Raw genomic sequence first — 22,932 nt, forward strand, 5'->3', positions numbered from 1 at the left:
TTGGTTACAATTGTTAAAAAAGAAGCTTAAATCCCACAAAATAAAGCCATTACATTTTAACCTTCTTTCTTTTGCAATCTTAAATTACAGATATACTCGAATATAATAGACAATAATAATCTTGTAAAAAACTCGAATGTATAAACCAAATCTTTATCGCTAAAGAAATTGATTTTGTCTTTTTTCTGCTATTTTACAAATTAAGCCTAATCGATAAAATAATTATCGCATTGTTTTTTAGATAAATTGAGTCTCTATCCTTAACATAACTCAAATGAAAATTGATTACTTTTGTGGAAATTGATTTTTTGTATGCAAATTGACCTTTCTACACTCGACCCAAAGAAAAATATCATTATTAAAGGTGCTCAGGTACATAATTTAAAAAATGTAGATGTTGCCATTCCAAGAAACAAACTTGTTGTTATAACGGGACTTTCGGGTTCTGGAAAATCGAGTTTGGCTTTTGATACTTTGTATGCCGAAGGACAACGCCGTTATGTGGAGAGTTTGTCATCGTATGCGCGTCAGTTTTTAGGTCGATTAGATAAACCAAAGGTTGAATACATTAAAGGAATTGCTCCGGCAATTGCTATTGAGCAGAAAGTAAATACTACCAATGCTCGTTCTACAGTAGGAACATCTACAGAGATTTACGATTATGTAAAGTTACTTTTTGCCAGAATTGGTCGTACATATTCTCCGATTTCAGGTCAGGAAGTCAAAAAAAATACTGTTACCGATGTTGTTACCGATGTAAAAAGCTTTGAGTTAGATAGCAAATGGTTGCTTCTAGCTCCTATTCATCTTGAAAAAGGAAGAAAACTAGAAGAGAAACTTAATGTTTTATTACAACAAGGTTTTGCTCGTATCTTAATAGATAACGAAATGGTTCGTCTTGATGAATTTGCTTCTTCGCTTGACGCGAAAAAGGATCAGGATATCTTATTGATTATTGATAGAATAGTTGTAAAAGATGAGGAAGAATTTTATAACCGTCTTTCTGATGCTGTCCAAACTGCATTTTTTGAAGGAAAAGGAATTTGTTTTCTACAGGAATTAAGCACGAATAAAAGACTTAGTTATTCTAATAATTTTGAGTTAGACGGAATCACATTCTTAGAACCAAATCCGCATTTATTCAGTTTCAACAATCCATACGGAGCTTGTCCTGCTTGCGAAGGGTATGGAAATATTATTGGTATCGATGCCGATTTAGTTGTTCCAAATACTTCTTTATCTATTTACGAGAACGCTATTTTTCCTTGGCGCGGCGAAAGCATGAGTTGGTTTCGTGATCAGTTGGTAAATAATTCTCATAAATTCGATTTCCCAATACACAAACCTTACTTTCAATTAAGTGAGGAACAAAAAGAGTTAATCTGGAAAGGAAATCAATATTTTGAAGGTTTAAATGATTTCTTCAAAGAACTAGAAGAGAAAAATTATAAAATTCAGAACAGAGTAATGCTTTCGCGTTACCGCGGAAAAACAAAATGCCATGTTTGTAAAGGAAAACGTTTACGAATAGAAGCTTCTTATGTAAAAATAAACGGTAAAACGGTTTCTGATTTAGTCGATTTACCAATTCAGCATTTAGTTACTTTTTTTAATGACATAGATCTTAACGTTTACGAAAAACAAATCGCAAAACGTTTGATGGTCGAAATTAATAATAGATTATCATTTTTAACAGAAGTAGGTTTATCTTATCTTACTTTAAACCGAAATTCTTCGACTCTTTCTGGTGGAGAATCTCAGCGTATCAATCTGGCAACTTCTCTAGGAAGTAGTTTGGTTGGGTCAATGTATATTCTAGATGAACCAAGTATTGGTTTGCATCCAAAGGATTCTGAACGATTGATAAAAGTGTTGCTTTCTCTTCGTGATTTAGGTAATACGGTAATTGTTGTAGAACATGACGAAGACATCATGAAAGCTGCCGATATGATTATTGATATTGGCCCTGAAGCGGGAACTTTTGGAGGAGAATTAGTAGCTCAAGGAACGTATTATGAAATATTAAAATCGACGTCGCTAACGGCTAAATATTTAAATGGCGATTTAGAAATTTCTGTTCCTAAACACCGTCGAAAATCTAAAAACTTCGTACAGGTTATTGGTGCTCGCGAAAACAATCTTAAGAACATAGATGTTACTTTTCCATTAGATGTTTTAACCGTAATCACGGGTGTTTCTGGTAGCGGAAAAAGTACGCTTGTTAAGAAGATTTTATTCCCTGCTATTCAGAAAAAATTAGATAATGCAGCCGAAAAAGCAGGTCAGTTTACCGAAATAAAAGGTTCTTTCTCGCAAATAAAACATATCGAATATGTGGATCAAAATCCTATTGGAAGAAGTTCACGTTCTAATCCTGTAACATACATTAAGGCTTATGATGATATTCGTGAATTATATGCCAAAGAAAAACTATCAAAAATAAGAGGCTACCAAGCCAAACATTTCTCTTTTAACGTAGATGGCGGAAGATGCGAAACTTGTAAAGGTGAAGGTTCTATTAACGTTGAGATGGTTTTTATGGCCGATGTACAGTTGCCATGCGAAACTTGTGGCGGAAAACGTTTCAAGAAAGAAATTTTAGAAATTGCTTTTGACGATAAAAACATCAATGACATCTTAACCATGACTATTGATGATGCTATTAGTTTCTTTTCAAAAAACAATCAAACTAAGATTACTCAAAAATTACAACCGCTCCAAGATGTTGGTTTAGGATATGTACAATTAGGACAATCTTCTTCTACTCTTTCTGGTGGTGAAGCGCAACGTATAAAACTAGCTTCGTTCCTGGTAAAAGGCGCTACAAAAGATAAAGCTTTATTTGTTTTTGATGAACCTACAACCGGACTTCATTTTCATGATATAAAGAAATTGTTAGCTTCATTTGATGCATTAATAGACAAAGGTCACTCGATAATTGTTATTGAACACAATCTTGACCTTATAAAATGTGCCGACTGGATAATAGATTTAGGTCCAGAAGGTGGAGAAAATGGTGGAGAATTATTGGCCGAAGGAACTCCAGAGGAAATCGTTAAAGTAAAAAAATCTATAACTGGTATTTATCTAAAAGACAAGCTATAAGCTTAGATTATTCGTAGTAACATTTATCTTCAAAAGGAATTCCATCTTCATCGATGGCAACTAATATCTTTTTGTTTTTAGATGATTCTATGGTTAAATATAACCAAGCGATTGACCATAATCCGAATGTTAAGCAACAAATCAGGAAATTAAAACTATGATCAACTACTCTTTCCCCTTTTGATAAAACCGCAAAAAGCATTTCATCGTTTCTTTCTTCTAAGATAAAACCGTTATGTATTTTATTTGAAATTATATTCGAAAATACTTGTAGACTTTCTTCCTGTGTAAACTGTGGGCTTTTCATAATCGATAATTAAAATTATTTTAGCTATTTACTTTAATAATTTATTTGGGGGAATTAGTAAACAAAATTAGCTTACAATCATAAACTACACAATACCCACTTTTAGTGATATTACAATTAGTTTTTCATTATAAAATACTAAAACCTATTAATTCCACAAGATAAAGCCTCTTATCAAAAGCTTCATTACACATAAGACAATCCTCGTTTTCTTCTAGCTATCTAATTCCCTATAAACAAATTATAACTTGCCATTTATATTAAACGTAGGAGTTTCGTAATTATTACCTAAATAATCCTCTGGTATTGTTGTTTTATTTCCATCACGTAGCGCTTTATAATGTGGCGACATAATTTCGATACCAGCTTCGTTAAAACTATCCTGAATATTTTGATGTAAGGATGAATAAATATGAGGTTGTTTTTGAGGTTCTTTAGTATAAGCGTTAATTTCATAAGCAACATAAAAATCATCCAAACCTGTTTGTAACACAAACGGTGCTGGAGTAGTTTCTATAAAATCTGTTTTGGTAGCTGCATTAAGTAATGCTTTATGAACATCTCGCCAAGGTACATCATACCCAATTGTAACGGTTGTATGCATAACCAATCCTCTCGATTCTTCTTTTGTATTTGCCGAATAATTTGTTGATGTGCTCGATAAAACAGATGAATTTGGTATGGTAATATCCTCAAATTTCGGTGTTCTTATACGTGTAACTAAAGCCGTTTTTTCGATTACTTCCCCACTTACATCTCCTATTTTTATGAAATCACCAATCTTAAAAGGACGCATATATGTTATTACAAGTCCAGCAACCATATTAGCAATTGCGTTAGAAGATCCTAATGAAAATAAAATCCCCACAAAAACCGAAACTCCTTTAAATATAGGTGAATCTGAACCTGGTAAGTACGGAAAAATAATTACCAGCATAAAGGCATACATTAAAAATCGGATGATATTAAAGGTTGGTTTTGCCCAATCGCTATAAAAACCATCTATTTTAATATTTCCTTTGCTAATCTCATCAACAAAAAACTTAATCGCTTTTAAGGTGTATCTAAAAATAAATGCAATTACTAGTATTGTAAATAAATTAGGCAGAAATGCCAGAAAACTCAACACAGCCAATTTTGCAGGGGTAAGAATCCATCGTAATAAAGTTGTTGTATATCCTTCTGTAGCGGGGAAAATACTAAATAGTATCGGTAACGATAAATACACTATTAATAATAAAACAAAAACCTTTATTGCACCTATTAGTCGCAATGCTAAGAAGTGTTGCTTCCGCGGACTAAGAATCGTTATCTCATTGTACTTGTACCCAGTAAAATACTTTTTTTTATTTCTAGATACATAAAGACTCACTTTATTAAAAAGTTTGCCTACAAAAAACAATACTAGACCAAGAATTGATATTAGTAGCGCTGTTAAACCGAGTCTTTTTGGTAACAAGGAATAATTTTCGTTCTGAAAAAGAATGGCTCTTTTTATTGCTGTAAAATTACGCTTGGCAACATCGGCTGCAGGCATATTCTCTGATTTTGCATCAGCTTCCAGAATCGACATTATTACAAAATCACTTTCGTAAACAATATCCAGACTTATATCCGAAGGAATAATTTTTAGAGAATCGCTTACAAAAAAAGCATCTTCGTAAATCTTTTTTATTTTATCAGAAATCGCTTTGGCTCTATTCTCGGCAGAGAACGAACCAACTTTATTATAAACATAAAAAAGGGTGTCTTTAAAAGGAGTTACGGGATATCCTTTTAAATTAGTTTTAGCAATCGTATCTACAGTATTACTTTCTACGATTTCTTTTTCAGGTTGTTTTTTTGCCTTTTGGGCAAAACTAACTTGTGAAACTAATAGCAATGAAATAAACAGAAAAACAATTACCCTCTTTTTCATATCTGTATGTAATAAAACCACAAGCGGTTATAACAAATATAAAAACAAAATGAATCACTTTTTATTTCTGACCTTATTTCTTACTAAATTTTAATTCCAAGCTTATTTATGAACTTATCTATTACTTGGTTTATCTCTTTAGATATGGCGAATTTATAGTTTAAATACACATAAAAAACCGTCACAATAGCAGATTTTAAAGCAATTCCGATTAACGGATACACTTGAAACTCCCAGAAGTAAAACAATAAAAACAATACTGTTGTAACCAGCAATGAATACAGATTTTGCTTTGTAAAAGGATATAAATGAAGTTTCTTAACTACAAAAAGTAATTTTGCTAAACTGTATGCCGTAATAGATAGTAACGTTGCAAATGCAGAACCTTTAATACCATAAATCGGTATGAAAATTATATTTAAAACAAAGGTTAAAACAACTAAACCTAATCCCAAGAACAATACCGTTCGGTAGTATTTTGTATTAAAAATAATAGCATTATTATTCCCCAAAATAAGATCAAAATATTTAGATAATCCAATCATAAAAACAACTGGAACTCCTCCTCTATATTGCTCAGGAACTATTTCATACAACTGATTAATATTTACGAAAATACACAACATCACAAACCCACCTACAATCTGCAAGTTTATAGATGTCTTTTTGTACAAATCATTCAATTCATCATGTTTATCATCATGCATTAACTTTGCCGTAATAGGATACACAATTTGATGCATCGCACGGCTAGGAACTGAGATTACCAAGGCAATATATGTTGCTACTGAATAATAAGCAATATTCTCAATTTTCATATATTGATTAAGCATAAGCTTATCTCCATCCAAAAGTAAATTAGCAACACTTCCTGAAAGAATTATATAAAATGTATATTCCATTACACTTTTTACATTCTCTGGTATTGTAATCTGGAAGTTTGGCTTCTTGATACTAAAAGCGTAAAACATTGTTACAATAAAAGCTAAAAAATAAATCCCTGCCGTTATATATACAAATTGAATTAAGGTTATCCAATGAAAATACAATCCTATTAATACAAACGAAGAGAACAATCTTAAGCCAACTTCTTTTATAAAATTCCCAAAAACGGAATGCATATGTACTCTTGCCCAAGCATAAAAAATCTCGAAATAAGCCATGCAAATTCCAACAAAAGGAATCAATAAAATAAACTCTTTTACAACAGGATTTTTCTTTGAAACGAAGGCTGTAATATCATCAAAAAAGAAGATTCCGATTATCCCTAGCGGAATACACATTAGTATTGGAAACAAAGCCGTAAATGACAAAAACTGCTCCCTTTCTTCTTCTGTTTTATATTGAGAATAAAATTTGACTAACGTATTTTGCATTCCGATAGCAAACAAAGGCATAATTACATTTGCTGCAGAAAGAATATAATTTGTTAATCCGTAATACGTTTCGCCTAAATAAATCGGGTATAAATAAAGCGTGTTTAATGCACCAATACCAAAACCAATATATGTTATAATAGTATTTTTAAAAGACTGATTTAAGACTATGCCCATTGAAGGTATTTATGTTTTTTATTGAAATTTTAAAAAGTATTCTATTTAATCAATTGTGCTAACTGTTTTGTTAGGTTTTTTCTAGAATATTGTTGTAATCCTACTCCGTTTGATTGTAGTTTTCCTTCTAAAAATTGATTATAAAAATCCAAAATTACACTTTTTAATTTCATTTTTTCAGAATAGTCAAAAAACACACCCGTATTTGTCTGAGTTATAATATCTGAGAAGTCAGAACCTTTTGGTCCAATTGCAATTATTGGTCTGTTAGAAACCATATATTCAAACAATTTACCAGGAATAATACTCTTTGTATCTTCTGAATTGATTTCGATCAATAATAAAACCTGAGATTTTTTCTGATGTGCAATAGCTTCTTTATGCGAAACATACCCTAAATTATTCAGATAGTCGTTAAGTTTAAACTTAGTAATTGTTTCTAATACTTCCTGACTTACAGCTCCAATTAGTTTTATCTCTAAATGTTGTTTGAATTCAGGAATTTCTTGTAATAACTCAACCAAACATTCCCATAACAAAAGTGGGTTTCTTTCTGATAAAAAAGAACCAATATGGGCCAAAGTAAATTTGGTATCTAATGTTTGTTTCTCGACATTTTCTACATCATAACCATTAGTAATAACTTCAATAGGTTTTGTCGTTATTTCCTGAAATTCAGTTTTAGTCGTTTTACTCGTTACAAGAATAGTATCTGCAGTATTTAAAACCTGATGTTCTAGTTTCTTATGCTTTTTGGCAGCATAACTCGATAAACGCAATGATTTATGATATCCAATAGTAGTCCATGGATCACGAAAATCAGCAAACCATTTTACATTTAATTTTTGTTTTAATTCTAATCCAATAAGATGTAAACTATGTGGCGGGCCAGAAGTTACAATCGTATCAATATTATTCTCTATAATATATTTTTCTAAAAAAGAGACCGATGGTTTTACCCATAATACACGAGCATCTGGAATAAATAAATTACCACGAATCCAAAGAAATGTTTTATCAAGAAGAGATTGCTTTTTTTGATTCGGAATAATTCCCGAAGCAATTTTCTTTGTTTTATTTTTCGAAAAAAAAGAAGCTAATTGGTATGGTTCTATAATTTTATTCTTAATAACTATTACCTGATCCGAAACTTCATTTACCAACCCTTCATCAACAATAGGATATGTTGGGTTTTCTGGCACATATACAATTGGCTGAACACCAAATTCTGGCAAATATTTTACAAATTTTAACCAACGTTGTACGCCAGGTCCTCCAGCTGGTGGAAAGTAATATGTTATAATTAGGAGTTTCTTTTGTTCCAAGAAAAAAATGATTTAATGTTTAAAGTTGCAAACTGAGACTAAAAATCGATTACTATACAGTAACCGATTTTTTTCTTTCAAAATAAATTCCTCCAATTAAAAGAACTAGCATTCCTATTGAGCTAGCAAGTGTAATCATACTACCAGTTTTAACAACTTCTGGTTCAAATTTAAATTCTATTGTATGTTTTCCTCCAGGAACCTCAAGTGCTCTTAATACATAATCTACAGGAAAATGATCTGTAAGTTTACCATCAATATAAGCATTCCATCCTTTTTCATAATAAATCTCAGAGAATACAGCTAAACCATCATTTAAGTTATCCGATGTGTATTTGATATAATTTGGTTTATAAACGTCTAATTTTATAGTTCCGCTTGCATCCCATTTTTTCTTTAATCGAGCACTTTTAAACTTAGAACCATGGTCATGAATATTAAAAACAGCTACGTTTTTAGTATCTAAATGGTCTAAAAATTTCATTTCGGCATCGGCAGTATTTACCAATTTTACATCTTTTACAAACCAAGCATTTCCGTTTGTATTTGGATTTATTGTCGGGAATTCTTGTCCTTCTTTATTTGTTTGGATTATGTATTTTATATTTAACATATCCAATACTTCCATATTATTCTTAGCTATTTGATAATCAAACAACTGTTGCATTCTTCTAGGTTTTGCAGCATGATATCCGCCAATTGATTTATGGAAATAAGAAGCTCTCGCACTTGATAAGTTTCCATTTACTTCAAAAACTCTATAATGTGTAGTATCTTTTAAAATTTGCACATCCGAAGGCGTTTCCTGAAAAGGAACTGCTACTTCTCTTCCGCTTACAAAATCTTTAGCCGAAACATATTTTTTGTCTACAAAGAACAAATCAAAAATCATAAAAACACTCACAATAATTAATGCAGTATTTTGAGATAATTTGTTCTTGATAAAGAACCATAAAACACCAAAAGTAACTACGATAAAAAATCCTGAACGCAACAAATCTGCAGAGTATAACGTTCTTCTGTCTTCTTTAAGCGCATCTACAAAATCAGGCCCGTAACTCTCTAAGAAATAACTATCGCTACCTCCAGAAAAATTAAACATGCTCTTACAGAAAACCAATATTAGTAAAACACCAATACTAAATACTCCTGTTTGTACCAATCCTTTTTGTTGTAGTTTTGGGTCAATATCTTTTAGTTTAAAGAAAGACTGTAATCCCATAATTGCAAGAACAGGGAAACATAATTCTAAAATAACTTGTATAGAAGAAACTGCTCTAAATTTATCATACATAGGAACATGATCAATAAAGAAGTCAGTCACTATCGGAAAGTTTTTCCCCCAAGAAAGTACTAAAGCAACCATTGCTCCTGAGAAAAACACATATTTTATTTTTCTATCATCTATAAACAAAGCCAAAACTGCCAAAAAGAAAACGATAACACCAATATATGCCGGAGCAGCTACAATAGGCTGATCTCCCCAATAGGTTGGCATTGCGGTAACAAAATCCTTAGCCGTCACTTCTGGAACACCTTGTCCAATCATGAATTCGTACATCTTACTATCTGTACCAACATTTTCACTATTAGAACCACCAAATAATCTTGGCGCAATTAAGTTAAAACTTTCAGCAATTCCGTAACTGTATTCTGTAATATAATCACGAGTTAATGCGCTTCCGTTTGTATTGCTTTTAGAACCATCAGGATTAAATGTTAATTCACTTTTTCCTCTGGTACTAAAACCAGCATATTCGCTAGTTGCCATTAAATTAGTAGCATTTGCGCCTAAAGCAAAAATTCCAGCCACTGCCAAAACTCCAAATGAGATTAAAAGTGGCTTATATTCTTTTTCTTTAATAAAATTGAAAGTGTAATATCCTGAAAGAATCAATAAGAATATTAATAAATAATAGGTCATCTGGTAGTGGTTAGCATTAATTTCTAACGCTACCGCAAACATGGTGAGCAAACCTCCGAGAATATATTTTTTCTGGAATACGAGTATAAATCCAGCAATAACCAATGGCATATACGCAATAGCGTGTGCTTTGGCATTGTGGCCAACTCCAAGAATTATAATTAAATAGGTAGAGAATCCAAAAGCGAGAGCTCCAATAAAAGCCTTAAGTGGATCTATTTTTAAAACCAACAACAAACCATAAAATCCTAAGAAATATAGGAAAAGATAATCTGCCGGACGAGGTAAAAATCGCAAAGCATCGTCTATTTGACCTACATAATCATGTGGATAATTAGCTCCTAATTGATAAGTTGGCATTCCGCCAAAAGCCGAATTTGTCCAGTATGGTTCAGAATGTTCAGTTGCTCTGAAATCATTTTGCTCTTTGGCCATTCCGGTATATTGTGCAATATCCGATTGAAAAATCTGTTTTCCTTGTAATACAGGATAAAAATAAATTAAAGAAACGAGTACAAATCCCAATATAACAAGGGCATGCGGATAAAGCTTATTTATTACTTTCAATTTTGGTGGGTTTGGTTATGGATGAAAATCTCTTATTTTGACTACAAACTTAATCTATTTCTTCGTAATCAACGTAATCGCCAACTTTTTTGGTTTCACGAGGGTTTTTCGCATTAGCGGTATCAATTATTACCTCATCATTATTTCTGGTTTTTTGCCATGAATTATCTTGTGGTTGTCTATATTGCTGTTGCTGTTGTCTCTGAAAGTTTTCACCTGCTTTATCTACTACTTTTTTAACTAAAACTGGCAAAAATAATTTTGCCAAGAATCTAAAAATGTAATAAAAAGCAATCATATAAAAAATCGCTTTTATAAGACCTGAAAAAGATGCTGTTTGCATAATCATATAATTTTTTTCAAAAATAATAAATCCATTCTTCAAAATTAAAATATCAATCTTAAATTAATAATAAAATATAGTACATTTGAAATGCGTTATTACTTTTTAACTAATAAAAATAATATGTTTAAAATCAGAAACTTGATTATTTCCAGCGTTTTTTTAACGCCTTATCTATTTTTCGGACAACATACCGATGTAATCAATTCAAATCGCCCAGGCGAAACAATGTCGGCATTTGCTGTAGGAAAATCTGTAATTCAAGCCGAAGTTGGGGTTTATGGAATTAATGAAAAACACGATTTATTAAATTATAACGCAAGTGGTTTCGGGACAGATTTAACGCTTCGTTGGGGGCTTTTCCGTGAGCAATTAGAACTTATTGTCGATTTACAATATCAAATGGAGGATTACAGTACTCCTTTTGTTAGTTACAAGAAGAATGATTTTAAACAAACTATACTTGGAGCAAAGTATTTAATTTATGATCCTTTTAAAAACTACGAAAAGAAACCTAATATTTATAGCTGGAAAGCCAATCAAAAATTTGACTGGCATCAATTAATTCCTGCGGTTTCTATTTTTGCAGGAGCTAATTTTACTTTTGCAGGAAATCCGTATGCCTTTTCTAACGAATCTAGTATTTCTCCTAAAATCATGTTGATTACTCAAAACCACCTAGGCGACGGGAAATGGGTTTTTGTGACCAATATTATTGCCGATTACATTACTACCGACTATCCTAGTTATGGATATGTGTTAACTCTTACAAGAGGTTTTAATGACAAATGGTCTGGTTTTGTCGAAAATCAAGGTTACAAAAGTGACTTTTACAGTGATTGTATTGTTAGAGGTGGTGCAGCTTATTTGCTAAACAAAAGCATGCAAATCGATGCATCTATAAGTACAAATTTTAAAGATACTCCTTCTATTTTTTATGGTGGTGTAGGTTTTTCTTGGCGTTACGATGCAAAGTACAAAGAAGTACAAATGAACTTTAAAGACACGAAAGGAAAAAAAGGCAAGAAAGACAAAAAAAGCAAGAAGAAAGAAAAAGAAGAAGATTACCAATTAATGGAACAAAAACGTAAAGCAACTTTTGAATAAAGTGCAAATCATACTAAATATATTCTCTTAAAACAGTTGTTTTTTATTTAAAACAAACAATACCATCTTAATGATTACAATACAAGAAGCTAAAACAAAAAAGGAATTAACTGAATTTATAAAATTTCCTTTCTCTCTATATAAAGACAATAAATATTGGGTTCCGCCTATTATTGCAGATGAGTTGGAAACTTTTGACAAAACCAAAAACCCTGCTTTCGAGAATGCCGAAGCTACTTTTTATGTAGCCTTAAGAAATAATGAAATCGTAGGTCGTATTGCTGCTATAATTAACTGGGATGAAGTTAATGGACAACAAAAAAAGAAAGTCCGTTTTGGATGGTTTGATGTTATTGATGATATTGAAGTAACCAAAGCTTTACTTGAAAAAGTATATGAATTAGGTAAAAAAAACAATCTAGAATATATTGAAGGTCCGATGGGATTCTCTAATCTGGATAAAGTTGGCGTTTTAACCGAAGGTTTTAACGAAATAGGAACCATGATTACTTGGTACAATCATCCTTATTACGCAACTCATTTTGAACAATTGGGTTATGTTGTAGAAAAACAATATGATGAAAGTAAATTTCCGTTTGCCAATGTAAAACCGGAGACTTTTGAAAAGGCAAATGAGTTGGTAAAGAAAAGATACCAATTAAGACCGCTGAACTTCAAGACAACCAAAGATGTTATGCCTCATGTAGATAAGATGTTTGATTTATTCAACGCATCTTATGCTTCTTTATCTTCATTTGTAGCAATATCCGATGTTCAGAAAGAATATTTCAAGAAAAAATACATTAGTTTTATCAATCCAGAATTTATAAAATTTGTAGAAGATAAAGATCATAACATTGTAGCTTTTAGTATTGTAATGCCTTCCTTTTCGGAAGCTTTACAGAAAACAAAAGGAAAATTGTTTCCATTTGGATTCCTTCATTTGCTTAAAGCAAAAAAACATAGCAAGGATATGATTTTTTACTTAATTGGTGTTCATCCTGAATATCAAAACAAGGCTGTAACAGCAATTATATTCAATGAATACTACCATACATTTAAAGAAAAAGGAATTATTAATTGCTACAGAACTCCCGAATTGTCTGACAATGTAGCAATTCATAATTTATGGAAACATTTTGATCCTGTAATACACAAACGAAGAGCTACTTTTCGTAAAGAATTATAATAAAAAATCCATCCCGTTTAAACGAGATGGATTTTTTTTATCCTCTCAAATTTCAAACTATTTACAATCAACCTTTGTTAAGGTCATTTTTGAATCAAATTTTAAACTCTTTTTGTCTTTAAACACCATTTTACCATTTGTTTCTATAAGATCCCCATATCCCTCGATAAAAGTTCCTGCTTTTTTCAGAAAAGCAACTTCTCTTATAGACGAAACTCCTTCGGATTTAAAAGTATAATCGGCAATAAGTGTATCACCCTTTATATTGCCAATTATAGTTCCTTCATTTTTGTCTTTTTCGTAAATTTCATAAGTCAGCTGCCCATCAACTTCATTATGAGAGTTTGTATTTAAAGTTAATACAATCGTATCCTTATTAGTTATTGATTGAAAACATTGCTTTCCTACCGACTCTTCTATTTTTGCAGATTCAACTGTATCAGGGATTATTTCTTCTGGTTTATCCTTTTTACAAGAAACCAATACCAATGTAACAGCTCCTATTATTGCTATTATTTTTTTCATAATCATTTCGTTTAAAAGTTTGAATGTTAAATATAGCGTATAAAAACTTTAAACAAAAAAAATCCATTCGCATAACGAATGGATTCTTTTATATAATTCCCACTTATTCAATTGAATATTAGCGGATATTTTTATGCATCTACATCAACTGTAGTTCTGCTTGCAATTTCTTTGTAAGTTCCGTTTACCAATTTCTCACGAATAGCTTCAAAAGCTGTAAGTGTTTCATCAATATCAGTTAAAGTATGAGAAGCTGTTGGAATCATTCTTAACAAAATAATACCTTTTGGAATTACTGGATATACTACGATAGAAAGGAAAACACCATAGTTTTCTCTTAAATCATTAACCATTACCATTGCCTCCGGAATACTTCCTTCTAAATAAACAGGAGTAATACAAGTATTTGTGTCACCTATATTAAATCCTTTTTCTTTTAAACCATTTTGTAATGCATTTACATTAACCCATAGTTTATCCTTAATTTCAGATGAATTACGTAGTAACTCTAAACGCTTCAACGATCCAATTGTTTGAATCATTGGTAATGCTTTTGCAAACATTTGAGAACGCAAGTTGTATTTTAAATAATCAATAACAGATTTATCAGCCGCTACGAAAGCACCAATATTTGCCATAGATTTTGCAAAAGTAGAGAAGTAAACATCAATATCATCTTGAACTCCTTGCTCCTCACCTGCTCCAGCTCCTGTTTTACCAAGTGTACCAAAACCGTGTGCATCATCTACTAATAATCTGAAATTGTATTTTTGTTTCATAGCAACAATTTCTTTCAATTTCCCTTGTTGACCACGCATTCCAAACACACCTTCGGTAATAAATAAAATACCTCCACCTGTTTCTTGTGCCATTTTTGTAGCACGTTGCAGGTTTTTCTCCATACTCTCAAGATCATTGTGTTTGTATGTAAAACGTTTACCCATATGCAAACGTACACCATCAATAATACAAGCGTGAGAATCTACATCGTACACGATAATATCGTTTTTAGTAACCAAAGCATCAATGATAGATACCATTCCTTGGTAACCAAAATTTAATAAATAAGCAGATTCTTTCATTACGAAATCAGCCAATTCATTTTCTAATTGTTCATGATATGTTGTGTGCCCAGACATCATACGTGCTCCCATAGGGTATGCCGCACCAAATTTAATTGCTGCATCTGTATCTGCCTGACGTACTTCTGGGTGATTTGCTAATCCTAAATAGTCATTCAAACTCCAGTTTAGGATATCTTTTCCGTGAAATTTCATTCTAGGACCCAACTCACCTTCTAACTTTGGAAAAACGTAATATCCTTCTGCCTGAGAAGCCCATTTTCCTAATGGTCCTTTATTGTTTTGAATTCTTTCGAATAAATCTTTTACCATAAATATATTTTGAAGTAATAATTTTAATTTAAACAGCGTGCAAAAATAATGATTATTATTCGAAAATAGAGTTTGCCATTTATTTTTATTAAAAAATATTCTGAATATCAATATTTAAAAAATTAACTCTATTTTAAAGCCGTATCTTTAACAAGATTAAACATAATTATTAATGCAAAATTAAATCACAACTTATATAAGTAACATGACTTTTATCATAATAAAAGACAAAACAGTCTTTTATCTTTGTTTAAAGATTTAAAACTAAAATAAACCAACTTATTATGAAAAAGAACTATAAAATGCCCTTAAAATTAAAACTATTTTTTTGTGCAACTTTTGCAATGCTGTTATTAGCTTCTTGTAAAAAAGGAGAAGGATCAACAAATTACACAGATATTAAAACTGATGGAGAAATGGAAGCTGAACTTACAGCTCCACCAATGGTACCAAAACCTGTTGGTAACCGACCTGCCATGAAACTAAAAGTCAATATGGAAATCAGAGAACAAGAAGGTACTATGACTGATGGTGTAAAATATACCTATTGGACGTTTGGAGGCTCTGTTCCAGGAAGTTTTATTAGAACTCGTGTTGGTGATGAAGTCGAATTTCACTTAAAAAACCATCCCGATAATAAACTCCCACACAATATCGATTTACATGCTGTTACTGGCCCAGGTGGTGGAGCAACATCATCACTAGTAGCTCCTGGACATGAAAAAGTATTTAGCTTCAAAGTAATTAATCCAGGACTATATGTTTACCATTGTGCTACTGCTCCTGTAGGAATGCACATTGCAAACGGAATGTACGGTTTGATTTTGGTAGAGCCAGAAGGTGGACTTCCTCCAGTAGATAAAGAATACTACGTTATGCAAGGTGATTTTTACACTCAAGGTGAATATGGAGCGCAAGGACTTCAGCCTTTTGATATGAATAAAGCCGTAAAAGAAACACCTGATTATGTAGTGTTTAATGGAAAAGTTGGATCATTAACAAATGGAGGTGAACTTACTGCAAAAGTTGGCGAAACGGTACGTTTATTTGTTGGTAATGGTGGACCAAACTTAGTATCTTCTTTCCACGTTATTGGTGAAATATTTGATAAAGTACATGTAGAAGGCGGAAGTATGGTTAATAAAAATGTTCAAACTACACTAATTCCTGCTGGTGGAGCATCTATAGTTGACTTTAAAGTAGAAACTCCTGGAAGCTTCATCTTAGTAGACCACTCTATTTTTAGAGCATTTAATAAAGGAGCACTAGGAATATTAAAAGTAGAAGGCGCTGAACACAAAAACATATACTCTGGAACTATCCAAGAAGGTATTTATTTACCAGAAGGAGGAACAATCCAGAAGATGCCTAATAACGGAACAGCAAATGCTGCAATTCCTAAAAGAACGGTAGCAGAAAAAGTAAAAATTGGAAAAGAGATTTTTGGCACAACTTGTTTTGCTTGTCACCAATCTGAAGGGCAAGGAATTCCTAGTACGTTTCCTCCTCTTGCAAAATCAGATTATCTTAACGCAGATCCTAAACGAGCAATTAAAACAATCCTGCATGGCTTAAGTGGTGAGATAACTGTAAATGGTAAAAAATACAACAATGTTATGCCAAGTCAGAATTTATCTGATGATGAGATTGCCAATGTTATGACTTACATATACAATAGTTGGGGAAATAATAAAACAGATGTTACTCCCGAAATGGTAAAAGCACAAAGATAACAACAACAAATAGTATGCAAAAAAGCATTTTCATTATTATTCTTTTCTTGTCCTATATGGGAATGATTAGTGCACAAGAATCGAAAATGGTTCCGATAAAAGAGGGCTCCTTTGTCCCTCTTTACGGGGCTACAACAAAAACACCTGTAACTGTAAAACCTTTTTTTATAGATGTTTATCCTGTTACAAATAATGAGTTTTTGAGTTTCCTCAAAAAAAATCCAAGCTATAGCAAATCTAAAATAAAAGGACTTTTTGCCGACAAAAGTTATCTGTCTTATTGGAAATCAGATTTCGATTTCGGAAGTTCAAATCCTAAATCTCCCGTAACCAGTGTTTCATGGTTTGCTGCCAAGAAATATTGCGAATGTCAAGGAAAACGATTACCTACTATGGATGAATGGGAATATGTTGCTATGGCAGATGAAAAAAAGATTGACGCCAGAACTAAAAAAGAATTCAATAAATATATTTTATCCTGGTACGAGAAATCAAAAACGTATGAAAATCCTATCGGACAAACGTTCAAAAATTATTGGGGCGTTTACGATATGCATGGTTTAGTATGGGAATGGACTTCAGATTTTAATAGTATATTTTTATCCGGAGAGTCCAGAAAAGACAAAAGCGACGATAAGAACCTTTTTTGTGGAGGCGCATCTGTAAATGCATCCGACTTAATGGATTATGCCGCTTTTATGCGATACGCTTTTAGAGGAAGTCTTAAAGCACAATACTCAACCCGAAATCTAGGTTTTAGATGTGCTAGTACAACAAAGCTTTAATTTTAAATCATTTAAAATGAAAAAAACAATAATGGCAATTTTCATTCTTCTTTTTGCTTTGCAAAGTTGTAAAGAATCTAAAAAAGAAGACAGTTTGGAAGCTGCAAAAGACAAACCAATTAGTGATTTATCTATTTATAATTTACCTTCTGAATGGACAACGCAAGACGGAAAAAACATTGAACTAAAGAGCCTAAAAGGAAATGTTCTCGTTATGGTAATGATTTATACAACTTGTAAAGCGGCTTGTCCTCGATTGGTTGCTGACATGAGAAATATAGAATCTCGATTAAATAAAGAAACAAAGAAAAACGTAAAGCTTATTCTCGTAAGTATTGATCCCGAAACGGATACTCCCGAAAAATTAAAAGCATTTGCCATTGCTAATAAAATGGAAAATGCCCCGTGGATTTTCTTACGCTCCACAGAAGATAATACTAGAGAATTTGCAGCCGTTCTTGCCGTTAATTATAAAAAGATATCTCCGATAGATTTCTCACACTCCAATATTATAAGTGTTTTTAATCCTGATGGAGAATTAATTTACCAACAAGAAGGCTTGGGAGTAAACAATGATAAAACAGTAGACAGAATAAATCTGGAAGCAGAAAAAATTAAATAGGTTACAATTAATTCGTAAAGAACAAGGGAAGATTTTAATTAATCGACCCTTGTTTTTTGTTTTATAATATGTTTGAGGATTAGAATTAACCGCAAAGTTCACAATTACGCAAAGTTTACAAAGTTAATCTGTCGCCAGAAAACAAGACCAATTTTATTCCGAACAAGTATTTTTAGTTTTAATAATTGAAACCGTAATCAAACTTAATCCAGCAACAATAAGAACACTCGTTCCAAAAATTCCTTCATAATATCCCCAAAGCGCACCTTTACCAAAATAAAGAAATCCTCCTTGAATAAACAATAATACTTCGGTCATTATATATCCAAAAATGAAGCATTTTATTCCTGTTCTCAGCACATTTGATTGATGCGAAAGCAACTTATTCTGAATTAATACACCAAGCAAAAATCCTGTGATAATACCTAAAGTTGTTAAATGAATAAAGCCAATTATAAAGCTTCTAATTTGATGTGAAACTTCAGCTAGATTAGGTATTAAAACCAATAATTGTATGCCTATTTTCAAGAATAAAGAACACAAAGCTAAACCATATACGATTTTAGTCGTTGAATCTAAATTAGCTTTAAACCAGCTTATTTGAGGTTTTAGCATTTTATAGAAATAGACAAAAGTAATTAATTGTAAAAGAACTCCCAAAGTATTAATCCATCTTAAAAGATTGTTCTCGACGTACCAACTTACAGGAAATGCAACGGTCAAAATTGTTGCTATAATAAGTAAAGGAAAGAATCTCTTGAATGATTTTTTTTCTATTTTATTCTCGAATTGCTTTAAGAACAAAGCCAAAACCGCAAATAAAAACCAACCATTAAACTGAAAATGCAGGAAAAACTGAATGGCGATTTGATAAAAGGCACTTTGTTTACCCAACATACTTACCGCTGGTCCTAAACACCAAACTCCGAAAGTCGAGAATATCATAAATAAAATTGCTGTCAATAAAAGTTTATGGTCACTTTTTTTATCTTTAAAACCATCTCGCCAAACTAACCAGCAAAAGACATAACTCAACACAATATGCATTGTAGAAAATATAATCGAAAACAAAGCATACCCCTGAATTGGGAAAGTTACCATCATACCGATAACGGCAAATTCGGTAATCCAAAATAGCCGATTATAAATTGGTTTCTGACTTTTTTCTTTTGGAATAAAAAAGCGAACGATTAAAACATAAATCATCAAATAAGCCCATCCCAACATCGCTACATGAGAATGTGCATGAAGCAAAAAACTGTAATTTATATTTAATGGAAATAAATAGACATACCGCATTAATAACCCCATAAGCGAAGCTATTAAAAAATTAAAAAAGCAACATACAACCCAACTTTTTTGCGAACTCATTTTAGACAATAATTTCATCTTTATTTAAATTAAAAGTAGTTCAAAATATTTCTAATCTCATATTTATAGAAACAAAAATGCACCGATGGTAATTAATTTATCGGTGCATTTTTTTTCAATCAATTATACATTCTTACTTTTTAAGAGAACTCTTTTTCCAGAATCATTGCTTTAGGAAATAAGATATTATTTTCTAGGTGAATATGTGTATGTAAATTCTCTTCAAATTCTTTTAGCATTGCAAAAGTAACTTTGTAAGTAGTACATCCGTCGCTTGGTGCCTGGTAATCATTTGTTAGGCTGGCAATTTCGCGGAAGCGTTCTCCCTCTGCATCATGCTCATGCATCATCATTGCAATTGGGTTTGATACGGTTCCGAAAGGAGGTTGTGCCAAAGCTTCGTCTGTTTCTTTTGCTTTAACCATCTTTTTTATAAAAGGAAATAACATCAACTCTTCTTTTTTCATATGTTGAGCCAATTCACCTGCACATTCAGTAAACAATTGGTTAATCTTAAACAATTCAGGATGATTCCCGCCATGAACACTACAAAGCTTATTCAGGAATTGCATTATGATAATCGATTTATCCTCTACATAACGATGATGTGTTTTTTCGATATAATCAGCCAATAAATCTAATGGCCAAGAATTAAAATCTATTGTATTGGTATCCTCCGCAGATAAGGCTTCTTTAATTTTTTTTAGCAAAACTTTAGAGTCTATTTCTTGTTTTGCACAAACCTCATCGATGGTTCTGTTTCCTTTGCAACAAAAATCTATTTTATATTTTGAAAATACTGCTGCTGTTCTAAAATCCTCAGCTACAAATGCTCCTATTGTTTTATTTTGTAAATTTTCCATGATATTCTTATTTTATTATTTTCTTTTATTTTTTAATGTCAAATCAAAGACAAACCAAACCGTAGTTATAATTCCTATTCCGAAGATAGAATCTCCTATTGCACGCATCCATTTTAAAGTAATCATTGTAGGTTGTTGCATTAACTCTGACGAACGTGCATACCACATACCGTGATCAATACTTTCGATAGCTTGCCAAATTCCTATTGGTAACAAACTCAATACAGCCATTAAAAACAGCCCTATATTTAATGACCAAAAAGTAATTTTAAGTAGTTTTTCATTCCAGGTAATATGTCTGTATAAACTTCTTAGAACAAAAAGCATTAAACCAATTCCCAACATTCCGTAAACACCAAACAATGCTGTGTGTGCATGAAGTGGCGTAGTATTTAAACCTTGTACATAATACAATGCAATTGGCGGGTTAATTATGAATCCGAAAACTCCAGCTCCAAGAAAATTCCAAAATGCAACCGCAATCATAAAGTATATTGGCCATTTGTAATCAATAATCCATTGTGTAGATTTTGACAATTTATAATTTTGATATGCTTCAAAACCTATTAACGTAAGTGGCACAACTTCTAGCGCACTAAATGAAGCTCCTAATGCCATAATAGCGGTTGGTGTTCCTGAAAAGTATAAGTGATGGAAAGTTCCTAAAATACCACCCGACATAAAGATTATTGTTGCAAATAATACATTTAAAGTTGCTGTTTTAGTTTTTAACAATCCTAAACGAACAAATAAAAAGGCGATAACAACTGTTGCAAATACTTCAAAGAATCCTTCTACCCATAAGTGAACAACCCACCATCTCCAATACTCGGCAATGGCTAAATTGGTTTGTCTTCCCCACATTAATCCTGCTCCATAAAACATAGCAATTGCTGTACAAGAAATCAGGAATAAAATGATTAGATTTTTTTCTTCTGTTTTTTTCTTCAAAATAGGTATTAACGGACGTATCATTAATGCTAACCACAAGAACAATCCAACTAAAAGGAATATCTGCCAGAAACGTCCCAGATCTACATATTCATAACCTTGATGTCCAAACCAAAAGTTTTGTACCAAGTTTAGTTTTTGCATTACTCCAAACCATTGTCCTACCATTGAACCCAAAACAATGATTAATAAAGCTATAAACAAGAAGTTTACTCCAAAACATTGAAATTTAGGATCTTTTCCTGAAACTGCCGGAGCTATGTATAATCCTGTTGCTAACCAAGCTGTTGCTATCCAAAAAATGGCTAATTGAGTATGCCAAGTTCGTGTAACTGCGTATGGCAAAATTTGATCTATTGGAATACCATATAATCCATTCCCTTCTACACCATAATGAGCTGTAATTATTCCTAAAGCCATTTGTAAAATCATCAACAAACTCACGACCCAAAAATATTTTTTTATTAAATGCATCGATGGAGTCATGCCTTGATTAATTATTGGATCTTTGGTAGGAAGCGGAAACTCCTCTTCTTCACCCGATTTTGCATGATAAAATACTAAGATTCCAATGCTGAAAATCAGTAAAATAATACTAACACCCGACCAGGCAAGTAATTCTTTTGTGGCATTGTTTCCAACTAATTCATCTGATGGCCAGTTGTGTGTGTATGAAATATCCGAATCGGGACGTTGTGTTACTGTTGCCCAAGTTGCCCAAAAGAAAAATGCATTCATTTTATGCATTCTTGCCTCGTCTTTTATTGAATTTTTAGGAATTGCATAGTCACCTCTTAATTTATCAAATTTAGGATCATTGGTAAAAAGTCCTTGATAATATTCGCTGAGATATTGGATTGCTGCAACTCTATTTTCTGAAATTGTAAGTGTTTGTGAATTTTCATCGTAACGATTTGTTCTCAAATCTTTTTGCAAGCGTATTTTAAGTGCTGCTTGTTTTTCTTTATCTAAGTCATTAAATTCTTTTCCAAAATCCTCTTTTGAATATTTGTTTAGGATAAACATAGCTTCTCTGTGTAACCAATCGGCAGTCCAATCTGGCGCTACATAAGCACCGTGTCCCCAAATAGATCCTACCTCTTGTCCTCCTATACTTTGCCAAACATTTTGTCCGTCTTTAATCTCATCCTCAGAAAAAATAAGTTTTCCGCTATCTGAAACTATTTGTTTAGGAATTGGTGGTGCTTGTTGGTAAATTTCATAACCATAGTATCCCAAAACAGCAAAGGATATGGTCATTACCAAAGCAAATGCTATCCATAATTTTTTTTCTCTTTTCATTTTTTTAAAATTTCATCAATAAAAGACTTTTTTATCCTTTATTAGTTT

17 protein-coding genes are annotated in these 22,932 nt (G+C 32.1%); 6 read left to right on the forward strand and 11 right to left on the reverse strand.

The window, feature by feature from the left end:
* The first annotated feature begins 312 nt into the window (after positions 1-312).
* A complete protein-coding gene (gene uvrA, locus IW20_RS13265) occupies positions 313-3,105 on the forward strand; it encodes an excinuclease ABC subunit UvrA (protein ID WP_035623092.1) in 2,793 nt (930 codons plus the stop codon).
* A gap of 7 nt (positions 3,106-3,112) precedes the next feature.
* On the opposite strand, the gene IW20_RS13270 is transcribed toward uvrA, so the two are convergent.
* The 6 genes from IW20_RS13270 to IW20_RS13295 all read right to left on the reverse strand — a co-directional run bounded on the left by IW20_RS13270 (position 3,113) and on the right by IW20_RS13295 (position 11,042).
* Positions 3,113-3,412 (reverse strand): hypothetical protein, encoded by a 300-nt coding sequence (locus IW20_RS13270; protein ID WP_035623094.1) that lies wholly within the window; start codon positions 3,410-3,412, stop codon positions 3,113-3,115.
* Between the two features lie 241 nt (positions 3,413-3,653).
* Complete coding sequence (locus IW20_RS13275) at positions 3,654-5,330, reverse strand: mechanosensitive ion channel family protein (protein ID WP_035623095.1); 1,677 nt, start codon at positions 5,328-5,330, stop codon at positions 3,654-3,656.
* Positions 5,331-5,413: 83 nt separating this feature from the next.
* Entirely contained in the window at positions 5,414-6,883 is a 1,470-nt protein-coding gene (locus IW20_RS13280; protein WP_035623097.1) for a lipopolysaccharide biosynthesis protein, read from the reverse strand.
* Positions 6,884-6,924: 41 nt separating this feature from the next.
* Entirely contained in the window at positions 6,925-8,208 is a 1,284-nt protein-coding gene (locus IW20_RS13285) for a glycosyltransferase family 4 protein (RefSeq protein WP_035623099.1), read from the reverse strand.
* Between the two features lie 52 nt (positions 8,209-8,260).
* Positions 8,261-10,699 (reverse strand): YfhO family protein, encoded by a 2,439-nt coding sequence (locus IW20_RS13290; protein WP_035623101.1) that lies wholly within the window; start codon positions 10,697-10,699, stop codon positions 8,261-8,263.
* Between the two features lie 49 nt (positions 10,700-10,748).
* Positions 10,749-11,042, reverse strand: a complete 294-nt coding sequence (locus IW20_RS13295) for a DUF4834 family protein (RefSeq protein ID WP_035623183.1) — start codon at positions 11,040-11,042, stop codon at positions 10,749-10,751.
* Positions 11,043-11,165: 123 nt separating this feature from the next.
* On the opposite strand from IW20_RS13295, the gene IW20_RS13300 reads away from it, so the two are divergent.
* Positions 11,166-12,149, forward strand: a complete 984-nt coding sequence (locus IW20_RS13300) for a transporter (RefSeq protein WP_035623102.1) — start codon at positions 11,166-11,168, stop codon at positions 12,147-12,149.
* A 70-nt stretch (positions 12,150-12,219) separates the two neighbouring features.
* Complete coding sequence (locus tag IW20_RS13305) at positions 12,220-13,338, forward strand: hypothetical protein (RefSeq protein ID WP_035623103.1); 1,119 nt, start codon at positions 12,220-12,222, stop codon at positions 13,336-13,338.
* 57 nt (positions 13,339-13,395) lie between these two features.
* Here IW20_RS13305 and IW20_RS13310 read toward each other — a convergent pair whose 3' ends face one another.
* Complete coding sequence (locus IW20_RS13310; RefSeq protein ID WP_035623184.1) at positions 13,396-13,863, reverse strand: hypothetical protein; 468 nt, start codon at positions 13,861-13,863, stop codon at positions 13,396-13,398.
* A gap of 131 nt (positions 13,864-13,994) precedes the next feature.
* The gene (locus tag IW20_RS13315) at positions 13,995-15,257 is read right to left on the reverse strand and encodes an aminotransferase class I/II-fold pyridoxal phosphate-dependent enzyme (protein WP_035623104.1); all 1,263 of its coding nucleotides are present in this window, start codon (positions 15,255-15,257) and stop codon (positions 13,995-13,997) included.
* A gap of 284 nt (positions 15,258-15,541) precedes the next feature.
* Here IW20_RS13315 and nirK point away from each other — a divergent pair, with 284 nt between their 5' ends.
* The 3 genes from nirK to IW20_RS13330 are packed head-to-tail and all read left to right on the forward strand — an operon-like array spanning position 15,542 to position 18,397.
* On the forward strand, positions 15,542-16,990 hold the full coding sequence (nirK, locus tag IW20_RS13320) for a copper-containing nitrite reductase (RefSeq protein WP_035623105.1): 1,449 nt from the start codon (positions 15,542-15,544) through the stop codon (positions 16,988-16,990).
* Positions 16,991-17,004: 14 nt separating this feature from the next.
* Positions 17,005-17,775 carry a formylglycine-generating enzyme family protein gene (locus tag IW20_RS13325; RefSeq protein ID WP_035623106.1) on the forward strand — a complete coding sequence of 257 codons (771 nt, stop codon included), beginning with the start codon at positions 17,005-17,007 and terminating at the stop codon, positions 17,773-17,775.
* Between the two features lie 16 nt (positions 17,776-17,791).
* Positions 17,792-18,397, forward strand: coding sequence for an SCO family protein (locus tag IW20_RS13330; RefSeq protein WP_035623108.1), 606 nt, complete (start codon positions 17,792-17,794; stop codon positions 18,395-18,397).
* A gap of 153 nt (positions 18,398-18,550) precedes the next feature.
* On the opposite strand, the gene IW20_RS13335 is transcribed toward IW20_RS13330, so the two are convergent.
* The 3 genes from IW20_RS13335 to IW20_RS13345 form a co-directional block, all read right to left on the reverse strand.
* Complete coding sequence (locus IW20_RS13335) at positions 18,551-19,708, reverse strand: hypothetical protein (protein ID WP_240478490.1); 1,158 nt, start codon at positions 19,706-19,708, stop codon at positions 18,551-18,553.
* A 200-nt stretch (positions 19,709-19,908) separates the two neighbouring features.
* The gene (gene ric, locus IW20_RS13340) at positions 19,909-20,631 is read right to left on the reverse strand and encodes an iron-sulfur cluster repair di-iron protein (protein WP_035623111.1); all 723 of its coding nucleotides are present in this window, start codon (positions 20,629-20,631) and stop codon (positions 19,909-19,911) included.
* A 15-nt stretch (positions 20,632-20,646) separates the two neighbouring features.
* Complete coding sequence (locus tag IW20_RS13345) at positions 20,647-22,884, reverse strand: nitric-oxide reductase large subunit (RefSeq protein ID WP_035623113.1); 2,238 nt, start codon at positions 22,882-22,884, stop codon at positions 20,647-20,649.
* Between the last annotated feature and the right edge of the window lie 48 nt (positions 22,885-22,932).

The organism is Flavobacterium hydatis, from assembly GCF_000737695.1.
GTDB lineage: Bacteria > Bacteroidota > Bacteroidia > Flavobacteriales > Flavobacteriaceae > Flavobacterium > Flavobacterium hydatis.